Raw genomic sequence first — 24,853 nt, 5'->3', positions numbered from 1 at the left:
CCATATATACCTGTTTAAGTTAATGGGTACATAAAAAAATGGTCTTCAGCTGCAAGACCATTTTTAGAATGAGTTACTGTTTGTTTGAAATTACGTTATCAAGGAACTGATCTGCGTCACTATTAAATTTCCAGGAAACTCCGAACTGATCAACCAGCATTCCAAAGCACGAAGACCAAGGCGTATTGGATAACGGCATCACAACATGGCCGCCAACAGATAAATGGTTAAAGTATTCTTCCAATGTTGGTTTATCATCATTGACCAAACTAATAAGTACATTATTTCCTTTCACTAGTTCCCCCATTACCGCCGTCATGGAAGGCAAAATGTCCGATATCATGATTTTCCCGCCTGCAAATTCGACGGAAGACTCCATGATCATATTTAATTCATTTTCCGGCAATGGATAGTTTGGATCTTGCGGGAAATCCTTAAATTTTACTTTTTTAACTTCTTTCGCATTTAAAGCCTTCGAATAAAAATCAATCGCTTGTTCTGCAACTCCATCAAAGTTTAAATATACAATAGCTGACATAAAGCAAAACCCTCCTTCTTGTTATGAATGTAGTATAATGAATAAGAGGTGACATATGTATGTCACCATTTATAAATAAAATACACCGATCATGGTAAGAAATATCGGCAGTTCAACATCCGCTGTCCGGACGCTTTGCACGATTATCCCGTTTGATCCGGAAACAGAGAGGAAGATAAATTCTTCAGGAGAAGTAAATGATGTTGGGAGAAGCAGACATGTTCGAATCGTTAGACAGGTTTGTGGAAGGAGGTTTAGGAGAAGTGAAGCAGACCTGACGAAGACACCGTGAAAAATGAAAGGACCGTGATTAGCCCCCACCTTCTCCCCCCCTGAACAAAGGAGATAATCGTGCAAAGCAGCATGCAGGGATACCAAGACACAAACGCTATCATAATTTATTTTGTCAAGCACAGATCTCGGTTTTGAACCAAAAAAGAAGGAGAAAATATGGAAAAGGTTGAGCGATTAATATCCATCATCATGATATTGCTGAAAAAGGATGTGGTTTCAACCAAAGAATTCACACAATTATTTAACGTTTCCAAAAGAACGATTCTTCGTGATATGGAAACACTGAGTTTATCAAACATTCCCATCTATTCTGTCAACGGGGTTCATGGCGGCTATGGTATTATGGATGAATACAAGTTTGATAAACGTCTTTTAAGCAGCTCCGACTTGGAGAATATATTGACTGCGCTCGGCGGATTGGAACAAATTCTTATTAGCGAAGAAGTTGCAGTGACTATAAAAAAAATAGAAGCCATGGTTAGCCCATTGTCGCCGAAAGGTTCAATCCAACTGTCATTTTATGATTGGGAGGGCCGGTCTGAAATTCTTCAAACCTTGAAGAAGTGTCAAGAAGCAATTTTAGCGAGAAGGTTAATTACTTTTAATTATATCGATAAAAATGGCATGAAAACGAATAGAATGGTCGAGCCATACCAGCTTCATTTTAGCGAAACGAGTTGGTATTTGAAAGGCTTCTGTTTGCATCGCATGAGATATAGAACATTTAAATTATCTCGGATCGATCATCTTCATATGGATGAAAAAACATTTAACCCTAGAGATTTTTCATTAGAACAGGAACATGAAGCCAGTTATCAACCGGAACTAGTCGCTGTAAAAGCGTTGATTTCGCCCAGCATAAAAGATCATTTCATGGAAAGGTATGGTCGAAAGAGTATTGAAAACTATAGTTCTGAACTTTTTTTGGCAACCGTTCATGTTCCTCAAAACAGTATTGGATTTCAATTTTTAGCAAGCTTCGGTACAAATTTAGAAATCGTAGAGCCCAAATCCTATGTTGAAGAATTTCGAAATTATTTGCTTAAAATGGTGGATAAATATTCCTAAAAGGTCCCTTGCGGTGTTGGCGCACCTTGAGCCGTTGCAGCCGCGTAGGTTCATCAGGTAGCGCAGCCCTATTGTACAACTCTGAACTCTTCCCCGGCGTCCGGATCGTTCATAACACATTCGACAAGAAAGTCGAGTGCCGACATCCTTAGCAGGCAGGCGGCAACTTCCGTGACAATCTCGTCCGTCTGCTCGATCCCCTTCGCGACCCGAACGGAATACTTGATCTCGCGTGAAATGTAAAGGCGCGGATGGTTTGCGGTGTCGGCATAACGCGTGACACAGCGCAAAACAAGATAGTTACCGCTAAAATATAGCGCCAGGTCGTCGCGGATTAGCCACGCCCGGTGCAGATCATAATCGAGCGGATCGCTGCAGAAATAGCCATCGACGACCAAAACGCGTTCAAGATCAATGGTTGCCGGCATGTGCAAGCACCTCCAATAATTCGAGCGCGGTCATAGCAGCGATTTCCAGAATCGTTAGCTTTTGCGGCAGATTGGCGTCAAACAATACGCTGCCGGGATCGCTGACCGTCCGCAGCCCGCTCTCCGTTTCAATGACTCTCTCAACAACGAGATACGTGCCTGTGCCGGATCGATCCACGTAGGCCGCGATATTTCCGCTTAATTTGACCCCATCGTAGACAAGTACGCTCGTTTCGCCTAAACCGTCAGGGTCTTCGCAAACCTCCGTTACTTTTACGAAGTTCACTCGAATCATCCCTCCAATGCCGCTACGTCCTTCTTAAATTCGAAATAATTAACCGTAAATCAATCCAGTTTCCGCCGCGTGTCCGAACGTATAGCCGCCCGTTTATCCGTCGGCCTCCGCGATACATGGCCTTCGCCTCCTAAATCTATAAATGGGTGCGACAAAGTAGCGCAAAACTATGTTTTTTTGCGAAATAACAATGTATACTATTGATTGTACGTTAATACGTACAACTCTTAGTTTGATTATACTGTACGCATAAACGTACAGTCAAGACTTTTGAGGAGGCAATTTTATGGCATTGAAAGTAAAGGTCACTTTTGGGGAACTTCTCGCAGAAAGAGGTATGTCATTAAATGAACTTTCGACGCGGTCAAACGTGCGGCGAGCTGCTCTTTCGGAATTAGTCAACGGAAAGCGGGAAAACATCAATTTTGAACATATTGTTAAAATAGCTGAAGCATTGGGGACTAACGATATAAGCAAGATCATAATGCTGGTTGATAGTGAAAAATGATCTATTTCACTAAAGTGAATAAATGAACCTATTAAGTGCAATTTCGTACATACCATCCACCGACCATCTAGTATAATTAGGTCAATTTAATTTTAAAAAGCGCAGACCTTCGGAGCAAAATCCCTTGCATTGAGTCTGCGCTTTTTTGTTTCTGAAAAAGCGGATAACCGATGATGTTAAGTTTAATTTATTCCCTCACGGATTCGCCCGACCGAATCTCCCGACAAATCACGGCCGAAAATATCAATATCAGAAACCGCAACAACTCCGATATGCGAAGCCAGCTGTCTAAAACGTCACGATTCCGACGTAATTCTGGAAACCTACGAAATCGTGGCGGTTCGTCTGCGCCAATATCGCTTTGACTTTGAGAGGGCGAAAAAAATCTAACGGTTGCGGGCAACGCTATTTGGCTAAAAACGAGCGAGTACAAATTGTAACGGTTGCCAGCGAGCCTATTTCCCGTATTATCGGCAGTAATGGGGCAGTTTTGCCTAAATAAGTGCAATGACAACCGTTAAATATAGAAACCACTGCTTTTTCGCTCGAATAAGCCCGATGACAACCGTTAGCGTAGAAAATGTTCCGAATAGCTTAATCATTCAAGATTAACCCGTTAATCAAGCACCGATTTTTAGGTTAGGCGTAATCAACAAGCGTCCTTTCGCACAGCCCCTCAGCCCTTTTAGCGCTTATCACAAAGTCCAGCGGGTCCAGTGTGATTCGTGGGTACTCGCGGCTGTCCAGGCCCCTGGGAACGCGTCTCTCCCGTTTTTTTAACGACATAATAAAACGACCTCCAAAGCGTGTATTTACGCAGTAGAGGCCGTGATCTTCAACCCTAAAACACTGATTTCGAGGTTGTTAATGTACAGAGTTAATCGGGGTCGATAACGCTCAATTTAGCACCGCGAGCCGCATCCCCAAACGTTCATTTGAGCAATGGTTTCCGTTTCGGCTTGCGCTTGGATCAACAAATGGAAACCGCGCCGCTACGCCTTTCCTCAATCACAAGGCTGCGGCTGCCCCTCCTCATCTTTAAAGCGGAACGACTGTCCGCAGCCGCAGGTGGCGATGGCGTTTGGGTTGTGGATGGTGAAGCCGCCGCTCATGCCGGATTCCTTGAAATCGATCTCCAGCCCGTTCAGATAACGGATGCTCTCCTTATCGACCACCACTTTAAGCCCTTTGACATCCATGTACACGTCGTCTTCGCTTTCCTGATCGTCGAGTCCCATGCCATATGAAAAACCGCTGCAGCCGCCGGGATTGACCCCGACGCGAAGGAACATGTTCGGCGTTTCCTCCTCAGCGAGCATATCTTTAATCCGCGCCAATGCGCTGTCGCTAATCGTAATCATGTTTTTCACACTCCTTTATAAGAAATTATACTCCACAACCCGAATCCGCTCAACAAATCCAATAAATCCGATAAATGCGATATTTCTCATTGCCGAATCATTTTCCAAGGGGGAGGCTTATTGCCCCCTTAAAAAGTGAGGTTTATAATAGGATGGTGGTTTCATTGTCAGAATCGTTGGAAACGGAGGGAATGTCATGTCCACAGTCGTCACCCCCAACACGGAGCAAAAAATGGCGGAAATTGCCGATAAAGTACGCCGCGGGGAACGCCTCACTCTGGAGGACGGGGTCTATCTATATGAAAGCGACGATATATTGACTATTGGGCAATTAGCCAATGAGGTCAATTTGCGGAAAAACGGCAAAAAGGTCTATTTTATCGAAAATATGAGCCTGTACTTTACGAATGTATGCGAGTCGCACTGCGCGTTTTGCAGCTTCCGCAAAGATCAGGGCGAAGAAGGAGCATACACACTGTCCGGCGAGGAAATGGTTGCTTTCGTGGAGCAGCACATTACCCCCGGCGTTCGAGAATTCCATATCGTAGGTGGGCATAATAATCATGTTCCTTTTCAATATTATGTGGATTCGCTCAAAGCGCTGAAGGAGCGTTTTCCGGATGTGACGCTCAAGGCGTATACGGCGGCGGAAATCGAGTTTTTCACCCGGCTTAGCGGCCTCAGCACCAAGGAAGTGCTGGTGGAGCTGCAAAAAGCCGGCCTGCAGTCGTTAACCGGCGGCGGCGCGGAAATTTTATCCGACCAATACCGGGAAAAAATGAAGGTGGAGAAAGCGAATGTCCAGCAGTATTTGGACGTTCACCGGACCGCTCACGAGCTAGGCATGAAAACGCCTACGACGATGCTGTACGGATCGATCGAATCGTATGAGGACCGGATTCGCCACATGATTCAAATCCGCGAGCTTCAGGACGAGACCGGCGGATTCAGCGTGTTTATTCCGCTGTCCATGCAGCCGCGCAACAAAAACGCCAGCATTATGCGCCGGAATTCCGCGTACGAGGATCTCAAAACGATCGCGATCAGCCGGCTGATGCTCGACAATATCCAGCATATCAAGGCGTATTTCATCAATATCGGCGTGCAGCTGACGCAAGTCGCTCTCACGTTCGGAGCCTCCGACGTGCACGGCACGATTTTGAAGGAGCAAATCAGCCACGCGGCCGGAGCGCAAACGCCGGAAGGGCTCACGCTGAAAGAGCTGATCTGGCTCGTCAAAGGGGCCGGGCGCATCCCGGTGGAGCGGGACACGTTCTACAACGAAATCAAAGTTTACGAATAAAGACCGGATCAAGCCTTGCGCCTAAAGTTCCGGCAAAAGGGGAATTCGAATGAAGAAGCAGTTCGTTGTTCTTGGCGGAGGGTACGGCGGAACGACCGTGATTCACGAGCTGTTCAAAGGCCGCCGCATCCCTTCGGACATACAAGTCGTCCTCGTTGATCGAATGCCCTTTCAAAGCTTAAAAACCGAATACTACGCCCTGGCGGCAGGAACCGCCTCGGACCATGAATTGCGGGTTTCTTTTCCCGATTATCCCGGGCTTACGATCAAATTCGGGGAAGTCGCCTCGGTGGATTTGGAGCAGCGGCGCATTTTATTTCAAGACGGCGAACCGTTGGAATATGACCAGTTGGTGATCGCCCTGGGATGCACCGACAATTTCCACGGGATTCCCGGAGCGGCGGAGTATTCTTACACCATCCAGTCGTTCGCCGCGGTTCGCGAAACGTATTTGCGGCTGAACAACGCGAAGCCGTACAGTAAAATCAACATCGTCGGCGGCGGACTCAGCGGCGTCGAAGTCGCCGCCGAGCTGCGGGAAAGCCGGCCGGACCTGAACATCGCCATCATTGACCACGGTTCGCGCGTGCTCTCCGCTTTTCCGCCGAAGCTTTCGGAATATGTGGAGAAATGGTTCCATGAGCATGAGGTTGAAACGCTGTCCCATATAGCGATTCAATCCCTCGAACCCGGGGTCATTCACCATGAACAAGGCGACATCCTTTCCGATGTCACCGTCTGGACGGCCGGCATCCGCCCCGTCGACATCGTACAGGCGCTGGATGTGGCCAAGGATCGCCAGGGCCGCGTGCTGCTGAACGAATACCATCAAATTCCGGAGCATCCGGAAGTGTTCGTGTGCGGCGACTGCGCCAGCCTGCCGTTTTCGCCCAGCGCGCAGGCGGCCGAAGGACAAGGCCATCAAATCGCTCAAGTCGCCTCCGCGTTGTGGCCCGGCGAACAGCCCCGGCTGCACCCGATCAAGCTGAAAGGGACGCTGGGCTCCTTGGGCAAAAAAGCCGGTTTCGGCCTCATGGGCAAAACGCAGGTGAAGGGCCGCGTCCCGCGCCTGCTCAAAAGCGGCGTGCTGTGGATGTCCAAGCATCATATTGGATAAACCCGGAATGTGCCTGATGTAATTTGCGTTAGTCCGCGGACGCGGATTCCTTAATTTTCAGCAGAATCCGCTCATACAGCCGGTCGGCGTTTTCCGCCTCCACCGGCTCCCCGTCGACCAGCACGTATGGGAACATAAAGCAGGTACCGCAGTTGGTCAGGCAGCCGTATTCGTAAACATCGCAATCCTGCAATTCACGCACTTTGCGGATCGCCTCGCCGGTCCCAAAACCGGCATTGTTTGCACAAAATTCAATAATCGGCTTCACTTTTCGGCCTCCCGCTTAAGAAGCATTTAAATTTTATCTATTCTGTATTATAATAAGTCAAGAAAGGAGTTGAACATAGATGAGCGAAAATGTACAAGATAGATTGTATGACGAAGTTTCCGAAGTGCTCGACAAACTGCGTCCTTTCCTGCAACGCGATGGCGGCGACGTTGAATTGGTCGACGTGGAGGACGGTATCGTCAAACTGAAACTGATGGGTGCCTGCGGCAGCTGCCCAAGCTCCACCATCACGCTCAAAGCGGGGATCGAACGCGCCCTGTTTGAAGAAGTGGAAGGCGTGGAAGAGGTAGTCCAAGTATTCTAAGACCATCATGATGCAATAATAAACTCGGCCCGACCGGTTTTAGCCGGCGAGGCCGAGTTTTTTTTATTTGCCGCTATGCATTACATAGGTTTGATCCACGGGCGGATCGGGTCCAGCCCGCCGGAAATGTCCATAATGTTCCCGGTGATGAAATCGGAATCCGGATGGCACAAAAAAGCGATGACGCGAGCGATGTCCTCGCCGCTGCCGGGCCGGCCGAGCGGCGTTTCGCCGTCCTGCTTCTCCCTCGCCTCGCGGATCGAAATCTCCTTGTTCCGCCCGCGAATGTCGCCGGGGCATACCATATTGACGGTAATCCCGTACGGCGCTTCTTCGACAGCGAGCGTCTTCGTAAAGGAGACGAGTCCCGTTTTGGCGGCGGCATACACCGCGCGGTGCGGCCAGGCCCGGGATTCCGCCGCGTGCCCGAAGCCGAAGTGAATGATCCGTCCCCAGCTTTTTTCCCGCATGCCCTGTAGCACCTGATGATCCAGCAGCATCGTTCCGACAAGATTGCCGTTGATCATCTCCAGAATTTCCCCCTGGCTGTATTCGGCGAACAGCTTGCGCTCCCGGATGAAAGGACCGGCGTTGTTGACGAGGATGTCGATCGTCCCCAAGCTTTCGTTCACCTGCCGGGCCAGATCTTCGATTTGCTCTCCATGCGATATGTCCGCCTGCACCGCGATGCAGCGCACGCCCATCCGCTCGATTTCGGAACGAAGGGAGAGCGCTTCCGATTCGCTATGTACGTAATTCAGCGCGATATTGCAGCCTTGCGCGGCCAGCGTCAGCGCCGTCTTTTTTCCGAGACCTTTGGCGCTCCCGGTGATTAGGGCAACCTTACCCAGCAACGTTCCTACTCCTCCTCCCAAACTGCACGTTTACTTCAAGTATAAAAGATTTGGCGTGTTCCTACAAACGGCCAAAGACTTTACATTGTTTTGAGCTTGTACAGACTATGGTACAATTTCGCCAATAAATTGAAGCCGGACGCAAGATCCCGGACCAACCCGGAACTGAACAGCTTGTCGTTAACGACCTCGTTATGGACCAAATACAAGTTTTTACGCTGATACCAGTTCAGCACTTCAGCGGATTTTGCCGGATCAAGAATTCGCTTGTAACGCTCCCCTTCGATCACAAACGTATTTTGCGAGTTGAAAAATGAAGTGACTCGTTGAAACTGCTCAGGCTCAGCATCGATCCATTCGCGCAGCTTGTCCATCGTTTCTTTGGTTGCGCCGTAATATCCCATGCCGTAACGATAAGAATCGGGATGCAGCTCGAAGAAAAACGCCGGAGCGTCCCTCCATTCCTTGGAAGGCCGTTTAAACGCAATCCACATGGTGTTGCGGTACAAGAGCTTATCCTTCGAAAAACGGGTGTCGCAATGGATGCGCGAGATCGTTTTATTGACGGCCGGCCGGGTTTCCAGCAGCGGATCGATGTCCAGCATACCTTCGCTTAAATCCGCCACCAACGACTGCATCGGCTCCAGCAAAAACCGCGTATATACCGCTCTATTTTCCTCAAACCACGGCTTGGAATTGTTGCGCTGCACTTCCTCCAGGAACGTCAATGTTTCGGGGAAAAAACCTTGAAAAGCTCCGGGTTGAACCGAACCCATGGACAACAACCTCCTTTTAAGAACTAGTTCCGGCAAAACCGTTCTGCGTTTTGTGCAAAGCCAGTCATCCCGCTTAGATAAATATCATCGGTTAACTTTGTTTCCGGTTGAGCATGTTATTCTGCAAACTCATCCCTTTCCCCTTTATTTTGGAGGGTGTACAAATGTTGGACAAATTTAAAATCACGTGAAAGACACGTCTATCGGTACACGTATTTGAACGGTTAGTTGTAAAAGTTACAACTAGATTTAACTAAAGTTACTGAGTCATATGCTTTAATTGCATATCATGCAACTACACCCAAACAATTCCGTCGTCCCTTGGGATTACACAGATTTAAGTGCAGGATTTGCATTTAACACTCATATAACCACATATCCTAGTAGATAAGTGTACATTCTACAATTATTCAACAATGTACCAGACAGGTACGTGCAGGAGTCGCCAATAACAGAAAAATCCCGCTGCTCTCGCAGCGGGATAACTATAACAATGGCTTAAAATACCGGCACAAGCGCGCCTTTGTACGTATCGTTGATGAACGTTCTGACCTCGTCGGATGTCAACGCTTTGGCCAGCTTTTGGATCGCCTCGGAATCTTTGTTGTCCGGACGGGCTACCAAAAGGTTGGTGTACGGCGAGTCTTTGTCCTCAATGAACAAAGCGTCCTTCGTCGGGTTCAAAGCGGCTTTCAGCGCAAAGTTCGTGTTGATCAGCGCCAGATCCACTTCAGGCAGCAGGCGAGGCAACATAGCGGCCTCGTTCTCTGTGATCTCCAGGTTTTTCGGATTTTCCGCAATGTCCTTTTTCGTGGCGGTAATGCCCGCGCCCTCTTTCAGCTTGATCAAGCCTTGTTTCTGCAGCAGCAGCAGCGCGCGTCCGCCGTTCGTCGGGTCGTTCGGGATGGCCACTTTCGCGCCGTCCGGAATTTCGTCCACGGATTTGTATTTGTTCGAATAAGCGCCAAACGGCTCAACGTGAACGCCTACCACCGGAACGAGATTAAAGCCGTTTTGCTTGTTTTGCTCGTCAAGATAAGGCTGATGCTGGAAATAGTTCGCATCGAGTTCTTTTTCGAAAAGCTGTACGTTAGGCTGCACATAATCGGTGAACTCTTTAACTTCAAGCTCAACGCCTTCCTCTTTCAACTTCGGAGCGATAAATTTTAAAATGTCGGCGTGGGGCGACGTTGCGCCTACCACCAGTTTTACCGCAGTATTCGTGTCTCCGCCTTCCGCACTGCCTTGAGCAGCCCCGGCATTCGCCCCGCCGGAGTTACCGCCAGCGGCGCTGCCCGCACCGCTGTTTGCCGCGTTGTTGCTGCCGCAAGCCGAAAGCACCAATACAAGCGCCAGCGTAAGCAAAGATAAAGTCCATTTTTTCATTGCAGTTCTTCCCCCTTAAAATGTGTTTTGAATAAGGATTCATATCTATTTGAGTCATTCCTTATTTCCGCGTAAAAAAGATAACCAGCCGGTCGCCCAGCATTTGCAGCACCTGCACCAGAATAACCATGAATACGACAGAGACAATCATCACGCCCGATTCATAACGGTAATAGCCGTAACGGATGGCCAGGTCGCCGAGTCCGCCCCCGCCGACCATGCCCGACATCGCCGTGTAGGACACGAGCGTAACGACGGTGATCGTCATCCCCGCGATCAGGCCGGGCAGCGATTCCGGCAGCAGCACCTTGCGGATGATTTGAACAGGCGAGGCGCCCATCGCCTGTGACGCCTCAATCACCCCGCGATCAACTTCGCGCAACGCCGTTTCCACCAAGCGGGCGAAAAACGGAGCGGCCCCGATCACCAGCGGCGGAATCGTCCCTTCCACGCCGGTCGAAACGCCCATGATCGCCCGGGTCACCGGAATCAAGGCGACGATCAAAATGATAAACGGCACCGAGCGCAGGATATTGACGATAAACGAGACAATCCGGTAAATCCAAGCGAGCACTGCGGACGACGAACGGGAACAGGTATACAGCAGCACCCCAAGCGGAAGCCCGATCAAAAACGTAAACAGGGAGGCATATCCCAGCATTTTCAGCGTATCGATCGTGGCCGTGCCCATTTCGGGCCAATCCAACCCGGCGAAATCCACGTTCCACATTATCCGATCACCTCCACATCAAGATCCCGTGCTTTCAGGAGCGCCAGCGTCCGGTCGACATCGGCGTCCGCGCCCTCAAAAGATACGGTAAGCTGCCCATAAGGCACTTCCTTGATCGTCGAGATCGTCCCCTGCAGGATGGCGAAATTCACACCGGTCTCCCGGACGACCTGGGACAATACCGACTCATACGTCTTTGCCCCGAGGAACGTGATCTTCACCAGCCGGGACCATGCCGGACGGGGCACCGAAGCGGCCAGCTTGACGCCTTCCTCCCCGGCGGCGTCCCGGTGGATAAACTCGCGCGTGACCGGATGCTTCGGCTTCAGAAACACCTCGGTTACCGGCCCTTCCTCGACGATGCCGCCCTCATGAATGACCGCCACCCGGTCGCAGATGCTTTGAATGACGTGCATCTCGTGCGTAATGAGCAAAATCGTTAAATGGAACTTCTTATTGATGTCCAGCAGCAGCTTCAAAATCGAATCCGTCGTTTGCGGATCGAGCGCCGAGGTCGCTTCGTCGCACAGCAGGACATCGGGATCGCTCGCCAGCGCCCGGGCGATGCCGACCCGCTGCTTCTGGCCCCCGGACAGCTGCGCCGGATATTTATGGCGGTGCTCTTCCAGACCGACCAATGTTAGCAAGCTGTTCACCTTTTCCGCAATGACCGCCTTCGGCGTTCCGATCAGCGTCAGTGGAAAAGCGATGTTATCATAAACGGTAGCCGACGACAGCAGGTTAAAATGCTGAAAAATCATGCCGATTTTGCGCCGCTGCTGCTGCAGCTCGCGTTTGCCCAGCTTCGTCAGCTCCACGCCGCCGACCCATACCTCGCCTTGCGTCGGACGTTCCAGCAAATTGATGCAGCGGATCAGCGTGCTTTTGCCGGCGCCCGAGTGGCCGATGACGCCGAAGATTTCCCCTTTTTGCACGCTCATATTGAGGCCCGACAACGCGGTGGTCGACGTTTTTTTGCCGCTGTAAATTTTGGTGATGCCTTTGAGTTCAATCAAGCTCCTAACCCCCTTTTCCATGCCGTTTCCGCTTATAGAGGTTGTTCAAAAAGTCGTCTTTCCATGACGAAGTAGTTCAGGGAGTAAATCGGGCATCGAATCTTGAATTCAGCCGGGCCTTCCAAGCGGATGCTTCCGAAGCATGTTTCCTTCGGAAACATTTGACTCACGTAGATCTGTCTACGCTCCGCTACTTTCGTCCCTGGCTTCATCCAACTCAAGCGTTTTGAAAAAACGCACTTCGGAAGCATACGCTTCGGTCCTGAAAACCCGACTTTTTGAACACGCACTTATATAAATAAAGAGCCCCTGACAGAATCAAAGGGCTCTCTTTACGTAAAGACAATGCCTTCTCATCTGCCAAAACCAATCTGCCACTGCAGCCATCGGTTTTGAAGGAATTAGCACCATGACATCCGCCAAGCTCCGCGGTTACCCGCGAAAACACCCTGGTCGAATCGGTTGCTGGGCTTCATCGGGCCTTTCCCTCCGCCTCTCTCGATAAGAAAAATATTAAATTGGATGAAACTATTTCACGCTTTCTGAAACTATTGTTGAGTATAAAGACTTTCTCGCATTTTGTCAAAGGAAAAATAGCTCATTTGAAGTCAGCTTGTTGTGACCTTTTTCCACCGCCGGTTCGTATAATCGAAAACGGTCCAAAAGGTTTCGCAAACCATGCGGTAACCCTGCTCCAAATCCCGCAGATGCCGGTCGAGATCCTCCAGTTCGATCTTCCCGTAAAGGGCCTGGTGCCGCTGCCACAGATCGTCCTTCATTTCCGAGTTCATGTAATGGATTTCCGTGTTCCGCCGGCGCCTGAGCACCCCCAGCACCTCACCGTACTCCTCCTTGATCGCCGTCAGCTTGCCGCCCAGCTCGGGATGTACCTTTAGATGAGCAAATTGGCGCAGCACCGTAAAGTAGGAAAAATGCGTCTTGACCTTGGACGTGTTCAAATCGAACAGCTCGTTCAGCACCGTGCCCAGCTTGTCCAGAGAGGAAAACACCCGAATAAACCCGTCCTTGTAAAAAAAGACGTACCGCGCATAATTCTCCCGTTCGTCCGAGCCCATATCGTCCACGAAACCGGTCCGCACTTTTTTGCGGAAAAAAGCCGCGGCAAACAGACACTGTTCCAACTCGTCCAACGAGGTAATCAGGCCGTGCATCCAAACTTCCAGCTTGCGGAAATCATGGGTTGGATCTTGATGCCGCTTCATTTCCCGCTGCAGCAGCTTCACGGTTTGCGCCATCGCGCCCAACGTCTCGGCCAGCCGGCCTTCATTTCGTCTCGGCGGTTCGCCAAGTAAGCTTCGCAGCATTCGTTAGTCCCCGTTTCACGAAAAATAAGATTTCCAGCGCTCATCCACCAAAGACACGATATCTTCCCGCGGAAACAGTTCGTCGGGATACCCCGGCTTCATCCGGGCATCGACGACCAGCGGCAGCGTATAGGCCAGATGATGCTGGCGCACCTCGGCCGCGGCAAAAATATCGTCCGCCGGATTAAAGCGCGTAAACACCGTCCATAAAAAGGCGGTCTGGTTCCGGGTCGCCGCGTCGGCGTCATCGACCAGGACGACCAGCGGCCAGCTCGTGCCGCGTTCGCGCAGCCGGCCAAGCAGCCGTTCCGCAAGCTTAGGCTCCTTCTCGTAAGACGCCCCGGACACGACCAGGCATCCGTCATGAAACACGCGGATCCGCTCGATCTCGGCAATCTCGCCCTCGTCGTAAGCCTGCGGCAGCTCGCGCACCGGGTCTCCGACCCCGATCAGAATCGCCTTGCTGCCGTGGTTCAGCTTGCGCCCGGTATAATCCAGCGTATCATGCGAGGTATTGTTTAGGATAAACAAGTCCGTACGCGGATCGAAGCGCTCCAGCACCGTCTTAAGCAGCAGGCGGAAATCGGCCAGATCCACCGGCTTGTCCGTCAGCATCAAAATCTTCGTCAACGACAGCTGCCCTTCCCCCAAAATCCGCAGCGCCGAGACAAGCGCTTCGCGGGAATAGCTCTCCCGGACGACCGCCGAGCTGAGCGCGTGAAATCCGCTTTCCGCATAGGTCCAGAGCGAGCGGACGCCCGGCATGACGATCGGGAAAGCCGGGGACAGCAGCTTTTGCAGAAAGTCGCCCAAATAATAATCTTCCTGGCGCGGCTTGCCGACGATCGTCGCCGGATAAATCGCGTCCTTGCGGTGCCACATATGGTTTACGTGCAGCACCGGAAATTCATGCTGCAGGGAATAATACCCGAAATGATCGCCGAACGGGCCCTCCAGCCGGCGCTCATGCGGCGGCACCAGCCCGGTGATGGCGAATTCGGATTCCGCCGGAATCCGGTGGCCGCCGAGCGGATTGTCGACCATCGGCAGCTTTTCGCCGAGAATAAACGAAGCGACGAGCAGTTCGGACAAATGCTCGGGCACCGGGGAAATCGCCGAAGCGATCATCGCCGGCGGGCCGCCCAGAAACACCGAAACCGGAAGCGGCTCGCCCCGTTTCTCGGCCTCATGGTAATGAAAGCCGCCGCCTTTTTGAATTTGCCAGTGCACCCCTGTCGTCTGATCGTCGTACAGCTGAATCCGGTACATGCCGAGGTTGTTCTCCTTAGGCTGCAGCGGGTTCTCCGTATATACGAGCGGTAAAGTGATGAAAGGGCCGCCATCCTCCTGCCAGCTGGTCACCTTCGGCAAATCCTTGAGCGGAGCTTCGGTCCGGCACACCTCCAAAATCGGGGCATCGCTTTTGGTGACGGTTTTCATCCCTACTTTTAGCACTTCCCGGATTAATCCCCGCTCATTCCACAGCGCCTTCGGCGAAGGCGGCAAAAGCTTATGTATCGCGTCGACCAGCCGGTTCGCCAGCATTTCCGGACGGGTGCCAAACGCCATTTCCACACGGCGCACCGTGCCGAACAAATTGGTCGCCACCGGGAACGGGGTTCCTTTCACGTTCGTGAACAGCAGCGCCGGACCGCCTTCCTCAATGACCCGGCGGTGGATTTCCGCCAGCTCCAGATAAGGATCGACCGGAACATCGATAACCGCCAGCTGGTTTTCTTTTTTCAGCGCATCGATCCATTGACGCAAGTTCTTATAACTCATGGTTGATCAATCCTCCTATACCGCTTTGCGCGCATCGGCCAGGGCCGAGTTCCTCCCGCTTAGCTGCCAAGTGCGGACGCTAAGGTAACAAAGCACACCGAACAACGCAGCCAGCACGATAATGTGCGCCAGCGAAGTAAACAAGTAGACATGATAGTTGTTCAGCGTAAACACGATGCTCGCCCCGGTGAACACTTGAACGATGACCAGCAGCGTCGCGGCCAGCCCCAGCTTGCGTATCTCGGGAAGATCGGGATGCTTCCAGAAGGCCAAATGTCCAAGCGCGGCGATGACGAGCAGCAGCAGGAAGGCGGCCACCCGGTGGGTAAAGGCGATCCCCTCTCCCCCCGCGAGTCCCGGGATCAACTGTCCGTTGCATAACGGCCAGCCGCTGCAGCCTCCCGCCGAATCGGTATGGCTGACGTAGGCGCCGAGATAAACGACGATATAGGTGTAACCGGTTGCGATCCAGGTCAGGTTGCGGAAGGCTTTGGACACCCTGGCCTTTGGCGCGAATCCCGCCTGCCTGCGTTCCTCCTGGCGGATGCCCAGCACCAGCATAATCGAGCTGGCGAAAGCGATCAGCGAAAAACCGAAATGCAGCGCCATTACGTAGGAGGAGGTCGGATAGATGACGGCCATCGCTCCCATGAACGCCTGCACCATCACGAAAATCAAAGCCAGGAGAGAAAAGAGCTGGAGATCCCTGCGGTTTTTCCGGTACAGCCAGAAAGCGACGAACACCGCCAGCGACAACAGCCCGGCGGCTCCGCTCACGGCCCGGTGCGAATACTCGATCAGCGAAGCGATCGTATGGGCAGGCACGAATTTGCCGTGACAAAGCGGCCACTCATTGCCGCAGCCCAGTCCGGACTCCGTTTTGGTGACGACGCTGCCCCCCAAGGTAGCCAGAAACATCACCAAGCAGGAAGCATAACTGAGCCATTTTAATTGTCTCGTATTCAAATGGTTCACACCTTTGTATCTTCATTATCTTCATTCGGTTGACATATCCTTCTCATTATAACCGATAAAGCAACCTCTTTCATAGGCAACCTGCGTAAAAAGTTACAAAAAAGAAGCCACCGCCCCGGTTGGCCGGGGCGGTGGCTTGATTAAGCACGTATGCAATAGGCGTGCTGCTTTAAAACCGGCTTTGAAGGCGGCTTTACCTCTTCACAGATCTCTTCTCTCCGGCGTATCATGCAGCGTATGGTAAACATCCAGCGCCCGCCCGATGAACTGCTCGATCTCCTCGCGCGATTTGCGCAGCTTGTTGACGAAGCGAACGAGCTCGCGGCCGTCGGTATAGGCCACGAAGCTCGGAATGCCGAGAATGTTTTGCTCCTGGCTCACTTCGCCGACCTGATCCACATCCACTTCGATGAAGGTTAGCCGGTCCGCGTATTTTTCCTCGACCTCCGGCATAAAAGGATCTATAAATTTGCAATCGCCGCACCAGTCCGCTTTAAAAACCGCGATCACCAGGCTGCTGGATTGGATGCTGACCTGAAATTCTCCGGGAGATGTAACTTTTTTCATCTAAGCTTCCCTTCCTTTCTGTTCCTCTCTCCCCTTAAGTCAACCAAATCCGGGAGTGGAAGTCAATTTTTTGGGCATACTTGCAAGTAAATAACCATTGTCTGGCTGGGCGCTCCGGTAATGAAGCCGGAAGCGGCGAAACAGGATATGACTAAGGCGAAATACCATATGGCTATGGAGAAGCACGATATGGCTATAGAGAAACACGATATGGCTATATAGTTGAACCAAGCGATCAATCTCCATGGGACTATGCTGCTGCGCCGGAACAGATTAACGCCATGACGCGCTCGGCTTAGGCTTAGGATTAGGCTTATTTTCGCTCATTCCATTGGATTTATCCAGTCAAATTGCTTGAATCAAGCCGAAAATAATCGGGTGACGGGATTCCACGCTGGGCACCAGGTCGGGTAACACGTTAGGCAAAATGTCGGATAACACATTAGGTAACACTTTAGGCAACACTTTAGGCAACACAGCGGGTGTCAGGTCGGATACCCGCTCGTGTGTATCACGTCGGGCAGTACGTCAGGCAACACGTCGGGTACCCGGTCGTGTATCACGTCAGGCAGCACGTTCTGATTGGAAATATCCAATAGAATGGAAATGGGGCAGCAAATGCGGCAGCTTGATTGGATATTTCCAATAGAATAGGCACGGTAGGGTGCAAAACGGAGATTTGAGCGAATTCTATTGGATTTTTGCGGGTGAGAGCTCAATATTGCGGTCGATGTCGGTCAATCTATTGGATTTTTCCAATGAGGGGTGGAGGAACGGAGCGGGTTATGGGGATGATCAGTAATTCCGACTATCCTTAGCCGCTGCTGCGGCCCGCAGTCCAGCGTTTCCGTCAGAATCCGGATACCGGATGAATAAATTTGAAATAAGGGGAGGGAGCCCTCCGCCATGAGTTCGCAGCCTCGCCGCCACAACGCGTTGCCCGAAAGCGCCAAAAAGCTGATCAACCGGCTGCCCGCGATCGTCAAAAGCCTCGTCAAAAATAAAACCGCCCAATTCGCCGATTCCTCACGGATGCGCGAAGAAGCGCTGGCTTTGGACTGGAACGAGTCGGCCGCCCGCACCGTCATCGCCGACATCGAGGACATGCTGCGGCGCGGCGTAACCTCCCGGCCGGCGGAGAAGCCGTTTTGGAGCCCCGAGGATCTGGCTTTGGCCGAGGAGATCGCCGCCGAGACGAGCCGGGCCGGTGTCAGCAATATCACCCGCACCGCGGCATACCTGGCCTGCTATGAGGCGTATCCCGAATTGCATTGGGCGTTCCTCGCCCATATGGTATCCCGCAATGCGGGATGGAATATGACCGATTTAAGCGGCAGCCGCATGGCCGACATCATCGATGCCGAGGAGATACGGTTGAACTACCGGTTTTTGGAGAGAAACAATGCGCTTATTTTCCAGGACGCTTACCCCCAACTGCTGCTTTATATGAAGAGCCGGGAACGCGGGGCCAGCCACTTCCATCTGCTTCCGTATTTTCATGTATCGCGGTTTATGCGGCCGTTTTGGGAGCGTTTTTGGATTGACCGGGGCAGCGCTTTGCTCACCGTCGGACTGATCATCAACGAGCAAAATTACATCGAAAAGCGGGTTGTGCGCCATCCGTATTTTCAAAAGTACGTGACGGGCAAAACCAAGTTTCATCTGTTTAGCCTGGCCGGGTTGAATCAAGTCGTGTTTCCGCTGCTGGAACGGGAAGAAGGAGGGAATGGTGGCGCGGCTGAGACCGCCGGAACGGCTTCCGGTGCTCAGGAGGGCGGGCCTGTGGCTGCGCCCGCCGCTGCCGGAGCGAAGGCCGGACTAGCTCGGGGTGAAACCGCCGAAGAAGGCCCGGGGCCGGACGCTGAAGCGGCTGAGGGAGCGGCTGAAGGAGCGGCTGCCGCATGCGGAGCGAAGGAGGCCGGAACAGTTCAGGGCGAGATCGCCGAAGAAAGCCTGGAGCCGGATGCTGGAGCGACTGAGGGAGCGGCTGCCGCACGCGGAGCGAAGGAGGCCGGAACAGTTCAGGGCGAGATCGCCGGAGAAAACCTGGGGCAGGTCGCTGGTGCGGCTGAGGGAGCGGCTGCCGTACGCGGAGCGAAGGAGGCCGGAACAGTTCAGGGCGAGATCGCCGGAGAAAACCTGGGGCAGGTCGCTGGTGCGGCTGAGGGAGCGGCTGCCGTACGCGGAGCGAAGGCCGAAGCCAGCCGAGGCGAAGGCGACGGAGAAGCCGGAAACACCGCTCTGAGGGGTTCTGGTGCTGGTGGGGCCACGTCGGGTGGGGCCGGCGCGAATACTTCCGCCGCGGGATACGGGACGGACGCCGGTGGCGAGGGCGGAGCGGCAGCGTACTGTTCCAACGCCGGCGAGGGCGCTCCGCAAGCGCGCTGTTCCGGCGGGGACAGTGCGGAAGGCGCGGCTTTGCCTGGACGCGCCGGCGCGGGGAGCGGCGCTGCGGAAGCGCAAGGCGCCGCGCCGCAGCCGGGGCCGGCTGCCGGGTGGGAGGTGCGCCGCCTTGCGGGGCGCGTCGTCTCCGACTTCGGCAGCCTGCCCGCCCGCATCGCGTTAGGCAAAAGCCTATACGCGATGCTGATGGGCTACCGCGCCGTACGCTGCGGCGCGGAGCGGTTCGCCGCGAGCGTGCCGCACAGCGGCTCGCGGGCGGATTATTGGCCGGACTTGTTCACGGCCAATAAGGAAGAAGCTCTGACCGCCGCAAGGCAGGCGTCAGAGCTTCTTCAAAGCGAGACGCTGCCGGCGGGCGAGCGTCTCTACAGCCCCAAGCTGCTGAGCGCTTGGGGCGATACGCCCTATGAGCCAATATCCCGGGAGGATTGGCTCAAGGACCACAGCGCGCTGGACGGGATCAGCGCGCCGAAGCGGCCGTTTCTGTGCGACATCAGCCGCGAGCACCGGGGCGGCATCCTCGAAACGGCGCTGCTCCACGATGCGCTCGGCGACTCCTAAAAGTTGGCGCGGCTCATTAAGATGAACAAACTCCCAATTTGCGCAATTTGCGTGCAACACTTCTATCATAAACAAAACTAGTTGGCATTGCTCCTAAACGCGACATAGGTAATTTACATCTGCACAGTTGCTCGAGATCACCATAGTCGCAGGTTGCACACCAACACGCTTAAGTTCAAATAATACGCTATTAAATAGCGGTAAATTATGGTCTTATTTCGCCAAAGTTTGCCCGCCATAAAGAAATAGCGGAATAAAAAGGCGTTATTTGAGGGGCCGCCTGCTAAAACAGGTCCTTTCATAGCCAATCCCACAAAAATAACGCCCAAAAATTCCGCTAACTTCCTGTTAACACGCAAAACTCTATCAATAGCGCCCTTTTTTACCGCTAGCGGGACGCCCAGGTTCGGCTAGCGGGACGCCCGGGTTCGGCTAGCGGGACAAGGTTCGGCTAGCGGGACGCCCAGGCTCGGCTAACGGGACACCCAGGTTCGGCTGGCGGGACGCCTAGGTTCGGCTAACGGGACGCCCAGGTTCGGCCGTAGGTCGGCAACGCGGCCGCAGGTCGGTCCGTTCCAGCGCGGCCGCGTTCAATGCTGCCTCGCACCGCCAGGTGGTAAAAGTTTGTCCAAAGGCAGCGCACGGTCTAACCAGCCCCCCTGCAGCACGGGAACGCGCACCTGGAAAAGGCGCGTTAGCAGCGCCCGAACCCTGCCCGCCGCCACTACTTATTTCCCCACGGCGGTTTCGCCGCCGCGCTGCAGGCGCATGAGCGGGGACAGCAGTTTCCGCAGCGGCTTCGGATAACCGGCCAGTTCATCCTTGCGGACCACCCGCAGCAGGATCAGCATGACCGGGTACAAAGCGACCACGGCCGCTCCGACGATGCAGCAGGTCAGGAAGAAGGCGATCCGCGCCGGCATCAGCGCCTCCATTTGGATGCCGGCCTGATTCAGGCCGTAGCCCACGCCGGACAGCACGGCCACCGTCGCCAGAAAACCCGGCCAACGGCCGCCCATCAGCGAGAACGGAACGATCCGCTTCATCGCCCGTACATTGAGCAGTGTAATGACCAGGAAACATAGTCCTGTCGCCGTAACGATGCCGTAAATTCCCCAAAATTGCGCGAGGATATAGCTCGCCGCCAGCTTCAAGGCAACCCCGATCGCGACGTGAACCATCGACTGGTTCGCTTTGCCCACGCCGAGCAGGATCGAGTTGCTGGTCATCATCGTAATTTGAAAAATCGTCATAAACGTCAGCAAGGCCACGATACCGCTGCCGTCCCGCGTACTGAACAGCAAGCCGTTCACGGAATAAGCCGCCGAACCGAGCGCGACGATGATCGGCATGCCGGTCAGCACCGAAATCCGCATCGCCAGCGTAACCTGGCGCTGCAAATGCTCCTGGTCTTTCCGGGCGTAGGCCGCAGAAATAATCGGCACCAGCGATTGGCTAAGCGCAATGGCCAAAATCGGCGGAATGCCGGCGATCATTTGCGCCCGGGTACCCAATATCCCTAGGATATAGGTGGCTTGTTCAGAACCGATTTGGCCTCTTAACAACGGCTCCACAATTGAGCTATCGATAAAATTGACGGCCGAAACCGCCAGCGAAGTCAACACGATCGGGATCGACAATTTGAAAATTTCCGCATAAATCCGCTTAAACGGCAGCTTTTCTTCCGGTTTGGCATCCTGTGCCCGTTCGGTCCGGTCCTGCCGCAGCATTTTTACGCTGAAATACAACATAACGATCAAAGCGGCAACGCCGCCAAGCACCGCGCCGAAGGTTGCCCCTGCGGCGATATCCTTTCCGGAGAACCCCCAGTTGTATAACATAAACGCCAAAACAATGCCTGTCGTCACACGAACGATCTGCTCAATGACTTGAGAGATGCCGCCGGCGATCATAATGTTCCGCCCCTGCAAATAACCGCGGATGATGGCGATCAGCGGAAACAGCAGCAGCGCCGGGGCAAGCGCCCGAATCGCCACCACCGACTCAGGAACACCGGAAGCTTTCGCATAATAAGGCGCCATAGCAAACAGCAGCGCAAACATGATGACGCCGGCGGCTGCGGCAAAGATCAGCGCGGCGTGATACACGCGGCGGGCCTCGTCGGGCCGGTTTAAGGCGTGGCGTTCGGAAACCATTTTGCTTAACGTGCTGGGAATGCCGGCCGTGGCCAAGGTGAGCAGCATGAAATAAGCATTGTTCGCCTGCGAATAGGAGGCGTTCCCGACGCTGCCGAGAATGTGTTCCAGCGGCACGCGCTGAAACAATCCGAGCACCCTCGCGATCAGCGCCGCCCCCGCTAAAATCAAAGTGCCTTTAATAAACGATTCTTTTTTGGACAACAACGATTCCTTCTTTCGCTCCCCTGAATAAGTCCATTTCTGCGATGATTATAACGTTCTAAAAGCAAGAAGCCTGGCGCCGGCCTATCCGCCGCAAAGCTAAGCCGCCATGATCCAGATAATAAACGCGACGATCATGACCAGCTGCAAAATCACCTTGACGACGATGCTGCTGAACAGGCCAACGACCGAGCCGATCCCGACTTTAAACGCCTTGGAAAGCGACTCGCCCCTAATGAGCTCCCCGAGCATCGCCCCGACTAGCGGCCCGATCACAAGCCCAAACGCCGGGATAACAAACGGTCCGATGATGATGCCGATCGTGCTGAGCCAGACGGACAGCTTGCTGCCGCCGAATTTTTTCACGCCCCAGGCTCCGACCGCATAGTCCGCGACCAGCAGCACAACGACGATCAACGTCTGCACGATCCAGAAAAGCGGCCCGAACGGCTCGAAGGAGAAAAACCAGCCGTACACAAAAAAGGCGAAATAGATGGCGATGACGCCGGGAAGCACGGGATATACCGCCCCCGCCATACCGATGGCAAACAGCAATATCACCAAAATCCATCCGAGCACGGTCATGGTCATCACGACAGCTTCACTCTCCCGTTAAAATATAATCGCGGATAATCAGCGCGATGCCGTCCTCGTTGTTCGTGGCCGTTACCACGTCCGCCTTGGCCTTTACGGCTTCCTGGGCGTTGCCCATAGCGACGCCGAGCCCGGCCGCTTCGATCGCGGCGAGGTCGTTCAGGCTGTCCCCAACCGCCACGACTTCGGACAAATCGAGGCCAAACCAATCGCAAACGGTGCGAATGCCGCTCGCTTTGCTGATTCCCGCGGGATTGATCTCCAAATTGTACGGCGACGAATTGGTGACTTCCAGACCGCCCAGCTCCTGGAGCTGCCGCTTGATATCCTGGCGCGCCTCGTCGTCCTTGGTAAAATAGCCGAACTTCATCCACTGGTTGCGCTCCAGCACCTCAGGGACCCAATTCGTTTCATTATAGCTGCCTTCCACCGAGTAGGCCCAAAACCATACCTTCTTTTCCTCGGCAATGGCATGCATCCGGGCGACAAGCGACCGGTCAAGCAATACCCGGCTGTGCAGCTCTTTCGGCGTTCTCCATATTTCGCTCCCGTTCACGGTGATCATCGGCGTGCCCAGATCAAGCTGCTCCCCGTACGCGATCGCCTCATGATATCCCCGCCCCGTCGACAGGCAGACATGTACCCCGGCCGCCGCCGCCTTGCGAATCCATTTTTCCGTTTCCGGCGTAATTTGCTGCTCATCGTTCAACAACGTTCCGTCCATATCGAGCGCCAACAATTTGTACTTCAAAAAAAAGCTCCTCCCATCTTCGGGTCATCCTATATTAGTACACCGCCATTTTACCATAATCCCGGAATCCCAACAAAGCTTCGGCAAAACAGGCAGGCTAACCGGAGACTCGCCGGTCGCAGCTTCCGAGCCGTTATTGCATCATATCCAGCCATCAAAGTCAAAGAGTCTTGTGATGCTGCGTTCCTTCCGGCATTCCCGGCATCTTTTGGGCGGGTCCCACCCTCTCATGCGGAAACTGTCCTGCTCTTCTACGGTCCAGTCAAAACGCGCGCCGCAGTCCCGACATTTCAATCGTTCGCTCTTCCGTTCCCCGATAATCGGCTTTCCGTCGCCCACCCCTGCATCCACCGGCGCGCCTTCCAGCACGAGCGGTTGGTTTGTCCCTTGCTGCAGGTGGACGATAACTTGACCAATGGCATGCCGCACCTTCCTGTAATCCACAAGCTCCCACTGTTTCAGCAAAGGAATGTAGCGGGCGTCCCGCGAATTCGCGATTTTTTGCAAAAACAGTAAGATCATGCTCCGGTCGCGGTCCTTGAGGTAGGTCATATCCACGACGGGAATCCCGGCTTCCACCCAAGCCTTCCACTGCGACAGCAGCAGGTCCGCCAACTGCTCCCGCTGGATTTCCCGCCCCCGCTCCGTAAACACCAGCACCGGCATTTCGCCAACCCAACTGAATGACAGAAAATCGTTTTTAATCATCCAGTCTACACGCTCAGTGATGTTTGCGATCGTTAGCCGCCGATAATATCCGTATGCTATACTATCGTTCAGTCCTAGCGCCAACAGTTTTTTGTCGCGGGAACCCTTCAATATTTTGGCCAGCATCGTTCTTCCCGCGCAACCGGCGATGCTGTCGGCGGCATGAAGCATGTAACGAACTTCCTCTTCCGTCAACATGAGTTTATCGGATGTATCGTTCACTTTCTTCCCTTCCCGTTCCGTTTTTTGAAACATATCTCTAATTCAATTAAATTCAGATGTTGTATAAATCCTTTTGCCTAACTCCCGCATTTCTTTAGTTCAACTTATATACTCAACTTTCGCCGAACCAAAATCGGCTAAACTGCCGATGCTGTACAGACAGAGTACACCGTTGCCTATTTATTCGTCTGGTCGGATGGCGGGCAAAAGTGTGCTTGACCGGCCCCTCTCTGACCATTAATTGCAAATCATACAACCAACTTTACATCCATTTATCAATCATCCGTTTAATTGTATTTCATACATCGATTTCCTCGTTTCTGTGTCTCTTCTTCAAA

Annotated in this window: 24 protein-coding genes, 1 pseudogene and 1 riboswitch; of the genes and pseudogenes, 7 read left to right on the top strand and 18 right to left on the bottom strand. The window is 53.2% G+C overall.

The features are described 5' to 3' along the window. Positions 1 to 73 precede the first annotated feature (73 nt). On the bottom strand, positions 74 to 538 hold the full coding sequence (locus NYE74_RS10165) for a VOC family protein (RefSeq protein ID WP_036620084.1): 465 nt from the start codon (positions 536 to 538) through the stop codon (positions 74 to 76). 450 nt (positions 539 to 988) lie between these two features. Between NYE74_RS10165 and NYE74_RS10160 the strand changes: the two genes are divergently transcribed. Beyond that, on the top strand, positions 989 to 1,900 hold the full coding sequence (locus NYE74_RS10160) for a helix-turn-helix transcriptional regulator (protein WP_316560641.1): 912 nt from the start codon (positions 989 to 991) through the stop codon (positions 1,898 to 1,900). Between the two features lie 68 nt (positions 1,901 to 1,968). Here NYE74_RS10160 and NYE74_RS10155 read toward each other — a convergent pair whose 3' ends face one another. Together NYE74_RS10155 and NYE74_RS10150 are read right to left on the bottom strand one after the other, a co-directional pair. Then, entirely contained in the window at positions 1,969 to 2,328 is a 360-nt protein-coding gene (locus NYE74_RS10155) for a hypothetical protein (RefSeq protein ID WP_213510954.1), read from the bottom strand. Next, the gene (locus NYE74_RS10150; RefSeq protein WP_213510956.1) at positions 2,312 to 2,614 is read right to left on the bottom strand and encodes a hypothetical protein; all 303 of its coding nucleotides are present in this window, start codon (positions 2,612 to 2,614) and stop codon (positions 2,312 to 2,314) included. The genes NYE74_RS10155 and NYE74_RS10150 overlap by 17 nt, the downstream gene beginning before the upstream one ends. A 295-nt stretch (positions 2,615 to 2,909) precedes the next feature. Between NYE74_RS10150 and NYE74_RS10145 the strand changes: the two genes are divergently transcribed. Then, positions 2,910 to 3,131, top strand: a complete 222-nt coding sequence (locus NYE74_RS10145; RefSeq protein WP_036620074.1) for a helix-turn-helix domain-containing protein — start codon at positions 2,910 to 2,912, stop codon at positions 3,129 to 3,131. Between the two features lie 1,004 nt (positions 3,132 to 4,135). Here the strand turns inward: NYE74_RS10145 and NYE74_RS10140 are convergent. After that, positions 4,136 to 4,492: a HesB/IscA family protein gene (locus NYE74_RS10140; protein ID WP_036620073.1), complete on the bottom strand. Its 357-nt coding sequence runs from the start codon at positions 4,490 to 4,492 to the stop codon at positions 4,136 to 4,138. A 196-nt stretch (positions 4,493 to 4,688) separates the two neighbouring features. On the opposite strand from NYE74_RS10140, the gene mqnE reads away from it, so the two are divergent. Both mqnE and NYE74_RS10130 read left to right on the top strand, forming a co-directional pair. After that, a complete protein-coding gene (gene mqnE / locus NYE74_RS10135; protein WP_036620072.1) occupies positions 4,689 to 5,795 on the top strand; it encodes an aminofutalosine synthase MqnE in 1,107 nt (368 codons plus the stop codon). 49 nt (positions 5,796 to 5,844) lie between these two features. After that, entirely contained in the window at positions 5,845 to 6,912 is a 1,068-nt protein-coding gene (locus NYE74_RS10130; RefSeq protein ID WP_036620070.1) for an NAD(P)/FAD-dependent oxidoreductase, read from the top strand. 28 nt (positions 6,913 to 6,940) lie between these two features. Here the strand turns inward: NYE74_RS10130 and NYE74_RS10125 are convergent, their stop codons facing one another. Next, positions 6,941 to 7,180: a YuzB family protein gene (locus NYE74_RS10125; RefSeq protein WP_036620069.1), complete on the bottom strand. Its 240-nt coding sequence runs from the start codon at positions 7,178 to 7,180 to the stop codon at positions 6,941 to 6,943. A gap of 79 nt (positions 7,181 to 7,259) precedes the next feature. On the opposite strand from NYE74_RS10125, the gene NYE74_RS10120 reads away from it, so the two are divergent. Then, complete coding sequence (locus NYE74_RS10120) at positions 7,260 to 7,505, top strand: NifU family protein (RefSeq protein WP_036620067.1); 246 nt, start codon at positions 7,260 to 7,262, stop codon at positions 7,503 to 7,505. An 80-nt stretch (positions 7,506 to 7,585) separates the two neighbouring features. Here the strand turns inward: NYE74_RS10120 and NYE74_RS10115 are convergent, their stop codons facing one another. The 9 genes from NYE74_RS10115 to NYE74_RS10075 all read right to left on the bottom strand — a co-directional run bounded on the left by NYE74_RS10115 (position 7,586) and on the right by NYE74_RS10075 (position 16,916). Beyond that, on the bottom strand, positions 7,586 to 8,359 hold the full coding sequence (locus NYE74_RS10115) for an SDR family oxidoreductase (protein WP_036620064.1): 774 nt from the start codon (positions 8,357 to 8,359) through the stop codon (positions 7,586 to 7,588). An 80-nt stretch (positions 8,360 to 8,439) separates the two neighbouring features. Further along, on the bottom strand, positions 8,440 to 9,135 hold the full coding sequence (locus NYE74_RS10110) for a DUF2461 domain-containing protein (protein ID WP_155619587.1): 696 nt from the start codon (positions 9,133 to 9,135) through the stop codon (positions 8,440 to 8,442). Positions 9,136 to 9,633: 498 nt separating this feature from the next. Next, complete coding sequence (locus tag NYE74_RS10105) at positions 9,634 to 10,521, bottom strand: MetQ/NlpA family ABC transporter substrate-binding protein (protein ID WP_124333141.1); 888 nt, start codon at positions 10,519 to 10,521, stop codon at positions 9,634 to 9,636. Between the two features lie 61 nt (positions 10,522 to 10,582). Then, a complete protein-coding gene (locus NYE74_RS10100; RefSeq protein WP_124333142.1) occupies positions 10,583 to 11,251 on the bottom strand; it encodes a methionine ABC transporter permease in 669 nt (222 codons plus the stop codon). Further along, a complete protein-coding gene (locus NYE74_RS10095; RefSeq protein WP_124333143.1) occupies positions 11,251 to 12,267 on the bottom strand; it encodes a methionine ABC transporter ATP-binding protein in 1,017 nt (338 codons plus the stop codon). Before NYE74_RS10095 ends, NYE74_RS10100 begins: the two co-directional genes overlap by 1 nt. Positions 12,268 to 12,617: 350 nt before the next feature. Beyond that, a riboswitch (SAM riboswitch) is annotated at positions 12,618 to 12,775 on the bottom strand. A 100-nt stretch (positions 12,776 to 12,875) separates the two neighbouring features. Beyond that, positions 12,876 to 13,592, bottom strand: coding sequence for a Cthe_2314 family HEPN domain-containing protein (locus NYE74_RS10090; RefSeq protein ID WP_213510960.1), 717 nt, complete (start codon positions 13,590 to 13,592; stop codon positions 12,876 to 12,878). Positions 13,593 to 13,607: 15 nt separating this feature from the next. Next, positions 13,608 to 15,374 carry a UbiD family decarboxylase gene (locus tag NYE74_RS10085; RefSeq protein ID WP_036620052.1) on the bottom strand — a complete coding sequence of 589 codons (1,767 nt, stop codon included), beginning with the start codon at positions 15,372 to 15,374 and terminating at the stop codon, positions 13,608 to 13,610. A gap of 15 nt (positions 15,375 to 15,389) precedes the next feature. Continuing rightward, complete coding sequence (locus tag NYE74_RS10080; RefSeq protein ID WP_036620051.1) at positions 15,390 to 16,340, bottom strand: COX15/CtaA family protein; 951 nt, start codon at positions 16,338 to 16,340, stop codon at positions 15,390 to 15,392. A gap of 210 nt (positions 16,341 to 16,550) precedes the next feature. Then, positions 16,551 to 16,916 carry a thioredoxin family protein gene (locus NYE74_RS10075; protein WP_036620049.1) on the bottom strand — a complete coding sequence of 122 codons (366 nt, stop codon included), beginning with the start codon at positions 16,914 to 16,916 and terminating at the stop codon, positions 16,551 to 16,553. 906 nt (positions 16,917 to 17,822) lie between these two features. On the opposite strand from NYE74_RS10075, the pseudogene NYE74_RS10070 reads away from it, so the two are divergent. Continuing rightward, positions 17,823 to 18,656, top strand: a pseudogene (locus NYE74_RS10070) (DUF2515 family protein); the annotation flags it as partial. Between the two features lie 42 nt (positions 18,657 to 18,698). Next, a complete protein-coding gene (locus NYE74_RS10065; protein ID WP_445323419.1) occupies positions 18,699 to 19,880 on the top strand; it encodes a DUF2515 family protein in 1,182 nt (393 codons plus the stop codon). 728 nt (positions 19,881 to 20,608) lie between these two features. Here the strand turns inward: NYE74_RS10065 and NYE74_RS10060 are convergent. From NYE74_RS10060 to NYE74_RS10045, 4 genes are all read right to left on the bottom strand, one after another. Continuing rightward, on the bottom strand, positions 20,609 to 22,240 hold the full coding sequence (locus NYE74_RS10060) for a putative polysaccharide biosynthesis protein (protein ID WP_341004775.1): 1,632 nt from the start codon (positions 22,238 to 22,240) through the stop codon (positions 20,609 to 20,611). A gap of 99 nt (positions 22,241 to 22,339) precedes the next feature. Further along, the gene (locus NYE74_RS10055; RefSeq protein ID WP_036627623.1) at positions 22,340 to 22,825 is read right to left on the bottom strand and encodes a DUF456 domain-containing protein; all 486 of its coding nucleotides are present in this window, start codon (positions 22,823 to 22,825) and stop codon (positions 22,340 to 22,342) included. A 16-nt stretch (positions 22,826 to 22,841) separates the two neighbouring features. Beyond that, positions 22,842 to 23,585 carry a Cof-type HAD-IIB family hydrolase gene (locus tag NYE74_RS10050; RefSeq protein ID WP_164815273.1) on the bottom strand — a complete coding sequence of 248 codons (744 nt, stop codon included), beginning with the start codon at positions 23,583 to 23,585 and terminating at the stop codon, positions 22,842 to 22,844. Between the two features lie 141 nt (positions 23,586 to 23,726). Beyond that, the gene (locus tag NYE74_RS10045) at positions 23,727 to 24,515 is read right to left on the bottom strand and encodes an RQC-minor-1 family DNA-binding protein (protein WP_227872917.1); all 789 of its coding nucleotides are present in this window, start codon (positions 24,513 to 24,515) and stop codon (positions 23,727 to 23,729) included. Positions 24,516 to 24,853 lie beyond the last annotated feature (338 nt).

This window comes from Paenibacillus sp. FSL P4-0127 (genome assembly GCF_038007325.1).
In the GTDB taxonomy this organism is placed as follows: Bacteria; Bacillota; Bacilli; order Paenibacillales; family Paenibacillaceae; genus Fontibacillus; species Fontibacillus macerans.
Note: the sequence above shows the minus strand (reverse complement) of the source record. Positions and strands in the feature narration are given on the sequence as shown.